Annotated in this window: 5 protein-coding genes and 2 pseudogenes; 5 read left to right on the top strand and 2 right to left on the bottom strand. The window is 67.7% G+C overall.

Annotation, left to right across the window (positions count from 1 at the left end; translation table 11 throughout):
* Positions 1 to 167 (bottom strand): annotated as a pseudogene (locus tag ACFDTH_RS17720) (A/G-specific adenine glycosylase); the annotation flags it as partial.
* Between the two features lie 59 nt (positions 168 to 226).
* Between ACFDTH_RS17720 and ACFDTH_RS17715 the strand changes: the two are divergent.
* From ACFDTH_RS17715 to ACFDTH_RS17700, 4 genes are read left to right on the top strand one after another with little or no spacing between them, the layout of a single operon-like run.
* Positions 227 to 739, top strand: a complete 513-nt coding sequence (locus tag ACFDTH_RS17715; protein ID WP_375288873.1) for a DUF721 domain-containing protein — start codon at positions 227 to 229, stop codon at positions 737 to 739.
* Positions 739 to 1,407: a thioredoxin domain-containing protein gene (locus ACFDTH_RS17710; RefSeq protein WP_375288872.1), complete on the top strand. Its 669-nt coding sequence runs from the start codon at positions 739 to 741 to the stop codon at positions 1,405 to 1,407. Before ACFDTH_RS17715 ends, ACFDTH_RS17710 begins: the two co-directional genes overlap by 1 nt.
* 15 nt (positions 1,408 to 1,422) lie before the next feature.
* On the top strand, positions 1,423 to 2,148 hold the full coding sequence (locus ACFDTH_RS17705; protein WP_375288871.1) for a thioredoxin domain-containing protein: 726 nt from the start codon (positions 1,423 to 1,425) through the stop codon (positions 2,146 to 2,148).
* Between the two features lie 21 nt (positions 2,149 to 2,169).
* Positions 2,170 to 3,186 carry a hypothetical protein gene (locus tag ACFDTH_RS17700; RefSeq protein ID WP_375288870.1) on the top strand — a complete coding sequence of 339 codons (1,017 nt, stop codon included), beginning with the start codon at positions 2,170 to 2,172 and terminating at the stop codon, positions 3,184 to 3,186.
* On the opposite strand, the gene ACFDTH_RS17695 is transcribed toward ACFDTH_RS17700, so the two are convergent.
* The gene (locus tag ACFDTH_RS17695; protein ID WP_375288869.1) at positions 3,183 to 3,341 is read right to left on the bottom strand and encodes a hypothetical protein; all 159 of its coding nucleotides are present in this window, start codon (positions 3,339 to 3,341) and stop codon (positions 3,183 to 3,185) included. The genes ACFDTH_RS17700 and ACFDTH_RS17695 overlap by 4 nt on opposite strands.
* Positions 3,342 to 3,467: 126 nt before the next feature.
* On the opposite strand from ACFDTH_RS17695, the pseudogene ACFDTH_RS17690 reads away from it, so the two are divergent.
* Positions 3,468 to 4,055: pseudogene (locus ACFDTH_RS17690) on the top strand (radical SAM protein); the annotation flags it as partial.
* Positions 4,056 to 4,105 lie beyond the last annotated feature (50 nt).

The following is a 4,105-nucleotide window of genomic DNA, read 5'->3' as shown; positions in this document are numbered from 1 at the left end:
GTTGGCCAGCGCGCCACCCACGCCTCGAAGCGCGGGCGCACCGCGGCGACGGTGGTCTGCTGAAGCATCACTTCCGATAGCCAGACCCGGTACGGATCGGCCGGTGACGCACCGGGCGGCGCGCGCCAAGGCAGGGTGCGCGCATTCGCGTCGTACCAGGCGAGCAGTGCTCCAGCCACATCTGCCCGCTTGGCGTTCACCCGCCGGCTATGGCATGGGCGTGGCGATGAGCAAGCGCCCCCGCGCCCCGCAGGCAGAACCCCAACGCAGGAACGGCCCGCGCCAGGTAGCAGAGCTGCTGCCCGATGTCGGCCGCGCTGCGTTCAAGCGCTTCGGCTTCGTCCAATCGTCGGTGGTGAGCCGCTGGACCGAGATCGTCGGTGAACGCTGGGCCAAGGTGTCGCAGCCCGAATCGTTGCGCTTTCCGGTGGGCAAGAAGGAGGGCGGCACGCTCACCGTCACCGTGCGCGGCGCGCATGCGGTGACGATGCAGCACATCCTGCCCGAGATCGTCGAACGGGTGAACCGCTTCTTCGGCTATGCCGCGGTCGAGCGCGTCACCATCCGCCATGGCGAGCCGGTGGCGCGGCTCGAGCGGCGCGCGCCGCCCTCGCTAAAGCCCGCCCCGGGCGAACTGGGCGAGTCGCTGCGCACCATCGCCGATCCCGAATTGCGCGCGGTGCTGGAGGCGCTCGCCTCGGGCGTCAGCGCCTCCGCCGGCATACCGAAGGTCCGTTGATGCGCCTCCTGCTGCTCTCGCTCGCTGTCGCCACCGCCGCCGTCGCCGCGCCGGCGCGCGACTGGTCCGCGGTTGCGACGCCTGCCACGGGCGCGGCGAGCTTCACGATCGGCAACCCCGCTGCCAAGGTCCACCTGGTCGAGTATCTCAGCTACACCTGTCCGCATTGTGCGCATTTCGCGGAGGAAGCCTCAGGCGTGCTGCGCGGGCAGATGATACGCAGTGGCAGCGTGAAGCTGGAGATCCGCAACATGATCGCCGACAAGGTCGATCTCACCGCGGTGACGCTGGCGCGCTGCGTCGGCCCGGCGTCCTTCCCGCGCTACCACGAGCTGGTGTTCGCCCGGCAGTCCGACTGGGTCCGACGCGCGGCCGAGCATGACCAGGCGAACGGCCAACGCGAGGCGCTCTATCCGATCGAGGCGCGGCTGAAGGCGATCGCCGAGGCGTCCGGCCTAGTCGCGATCGCGCGCGAGGCGGGGGCGAGCGCGCCGGCGATCGACTCCTGTTTCGCCGATCGCAAGACGATCGACCGTGTCGCCGGCGCCGCCATGGCGGTGCGCCAGGACGTGCGCGGCACGCCCGCGTTCGAGATCAATGGCAAGCTGGTGCAGGGCGCCGGCTGGGCCCAACTACAACCGATGCTGCGCGCCGCAGGCGCCAGGTGAGTGGAGTTTGATTGCATGAAGTATCTCGTCGCGCTTGCTGCCGCGCTTGCCCTGTCCGCCTGCGGGGACCCGGGCGATGGCAACATCACCGCGCCGGCCAATTCGGTTGCCGCGGTCGCCGCGCCGGCGGGTCAGGACTGGACGCAGGTGGTGAAGAAGACGCCGGAGGGCGGCTATCTGATGGGCAACCCGAATGCGTCGCTCAAGCTGGTCGAGTATGGCTCGCGCACCTGCCCGACCTGTGGCGCCTTCGGCCAGACCGGCATGCAGCCGCTGGAGGCGAATTACGTCAAGTCTGGCAAGGTTTCGTACGAATTCCGCGATTTCCTGGTTCACGCGCCCGATCTCGGCGTCGCACTGGTCGGCCACTGCGCGGGCACCGAGCCGTACTTCCCGATCCTGGAACAGATGTTCGCCGAACAGCCGGCGGTGCTCGAGAAGCTGGGCGCGGCGGGCCAGTTCCAGCAGTCGATCATCAACCGCACACCGCAGCAGCAGGCCGCCGCGTGGGCCGATCATCTGGGCTATATCGATTTCGCCAAGCAGCGCGGCATCCCCGAGAGCCAGTTGAAGGCTTGCCTCGCCGACGAGAAACTGATCGCGGACATCGTCAAGATATCCGACAGCGCGATGAAGCAGGGGATCACCGGGACGCCGACCTTCCTGCTCAACGGCCGCAAGCTGGACGGTCAGGTGACCTGGGACCAGATCGAGCAGACGCTGAAGAACGCGGGCGCCTGATCCAAACGTGGAGGGCGCGCGGTGAAGCGGATCGTCCTTCACGCCGGTCTGCCGAAAACCGGCACCACCTCGACTCAGGAGTTCCTGGCTCGGGAAACGGAGGCGCTTGCCGCGCACGGCATCCTCTTTCCCGTGCCGCGCGCCGACCTGCGCGAACGGGGGCGGGCACAGGGCATCGGTATCGGCTGGCATTCCGCACTGACCCGGTTGGTGTCGCAGAAACCCGGCGCTCTGGCGCCAGGCGAGTGGGAGGCATGGACCGACGAGTTCGCGCGCTTTGCCGCCGATCCGTCACTGCACACGCTGATGCTGTCTCAAGAGGGCATGCTGCTCAACCGGAAGGCGAGCGGCGTGCGCCTGCTGGTTGATGCGCTCCCGGCGGGTCAGCGTGACGTGGTGCTGGTGCTCCGCCCCGCGCTCGGCTGGCTCACCTCGCTATGGGAGCAGCTGGTTCGCGGTGGAGATCCTGTCCGTCCGGCGGATTTCAGCCGGGCGCACGCCTATCTGAACGGCGGCTTCGCTCGATCGATCCAGACGATCCTGCAACAGGTGCCGGACGCCCGCCTGCGCCTCTTCTCCTTCGAGACGCTCGCCGCAGGCGAAGGACTGCTCGTCAACTTCGCCCGCGCGATCGGATTGCCGGAGGATGTGATCGCCCGCGCCGCCGTGGCGCCGCGGGTCAACTCGGGGCTGCCGCAGGACATGGTGGCGGCGCTGCTGGCGTGCAATCGCGCCGGAATCGACCAGCCCGCCTTTGTCGCGATCCGCGGCGCCCTGGCGCGGGCGGCGCGACGGCGGAAAGGCCGGTTGCCGCGCGCGTCGATCTTCCCGGAAGCGCTCACCCGCGCGATCCTGGATCGCTACGAGGCGGATCGCAGGATTCTTAGGGATCACTTTGGGATCGACCTGCCCGCCGAGGCGCCGCCGCCGGGCGATGCGCTGGCGCTTACCCCCGACGACTGGCAGCGCCTGCGCGCGGAAGCGGCGCCGTTCCTTTCTGCCACAGCGCAGGCCGCCTGGAACCGCGTTTCGTCCTAGCCGCGCGCTTCGATGGTGATCAGCGCCAGCGCGCGCTGGGTATAGAGCAGGCACAGCCGGTCGTGCACCGCTTCCGCTGCGGGCGACAGCGAGCCGATCGCGCGGATCGCCTCGCAGGCCGCCCGGTCGAGGAGGTATCGGGTCTCGGTCATCATCCTGGTCGCTCCGTAGTCGGGACGCCGCTCTGACCGCGTCGTTTTGCCGAGGTACGACGGAATATTGCGAATCGGTCGCAAATCGCAAGCCGTGACTTTCAAGTGCTTGGAACGTATATCGAACATATGGCTCAGCTCGATGTCCGTCAGAAGCTTGCGATTCTCGCCGATGCTGCCAAGTATGATGCGTCCTGCGCGTCCTCCGGCACCGCCAAGCGCAACAGCCGCGACGGCAAGGGGATCGGATCGACCGAGGGCATGGGCATCTGCCATGCCTATGCGCCGGACGGGCGCTGCATCAGCCTGCTCAAGATCCTGCTGACCAACAGCTGCATCTTCGATTGCCATTATTGCATCAACCGCAAGGGCTCGAACGTCCGCCGCGCGCGCTTCACCGCCGAGGAGGTGGTGAACCTGACGCTCGCCTTCTACCGGCGCAACTACATCGAGGGGCTGTTCCTCTCCTCGGGCATCATCGCCTCGCCGAACTACACGATGGAGCAGATCGTCGAGGTGGCGCGCTCCTTGCGCGAGGACCACGATTTCCGCGGCTACATCCACCTCAAGACCATTCCCGACGCCGATCCCGAGCTGGTTCACCAGGCCGGCCTTTACGCAGACCGTGTTTCGATCAACGTCGAGCTGCCGACTGCGGGCGGTCTGAAGCGACTCGCGCCCGAGAAGGACGAGGCGCGGATCGAGGGCGCGATGGCATTCAGCTAGTAGAAGTAGCGAGTGGCTATCGCTTTCAATCGTTAGATGCA

The organism is Sphingomonas sp., assembly GCF_042096255.1.
Classification (GTDB): domain Bacteria; phylum Pseudomonadota; class Alphaproteobacteria; order Sphingomonadales; family Sphingomonadaceae; genus Sphingomonas.
Note: the sequence above shows the minus strand (reverse complement) of the source record. Positions and strands in the feature narration are given on the sequence as shown.

What these genes read in the sequence shown, in the direction of transcription:
- ACFDTH_RS17710 (WP_375288872.1), top strand. Translation starts at nt 739, where the DNA reads ATGCGCCTCCTGCTGCTCTCGCTCGCTGTCGCCACCGCCGCCGTCGCC.
- ACFDTH_RS17715 (WP_375288873.1), top strand. Translation starts at nt 227, where the DNA reads ATGAGCAAGCGCCCCCGCGCCCCGCAGGCAGAACCCCAACGCAGGAAC.
- ACFDTH_RS17705 (WP_375288871.1), top strand. Translation starts at nt 1,423, where the DNA reads ATGAAGTATCTCGTCGCGCTTGCTGCCGCGCTTGCCCTGTCCGCCTGC.
- ACFDTH_RS17695 (WP_375288869.1), bottom strand. Translation starts at nt 3,341, where the DNA reads ATGATGACCGAGACCCGATACCTCCTCGACCGGGCGGCCTGCGAGGCG.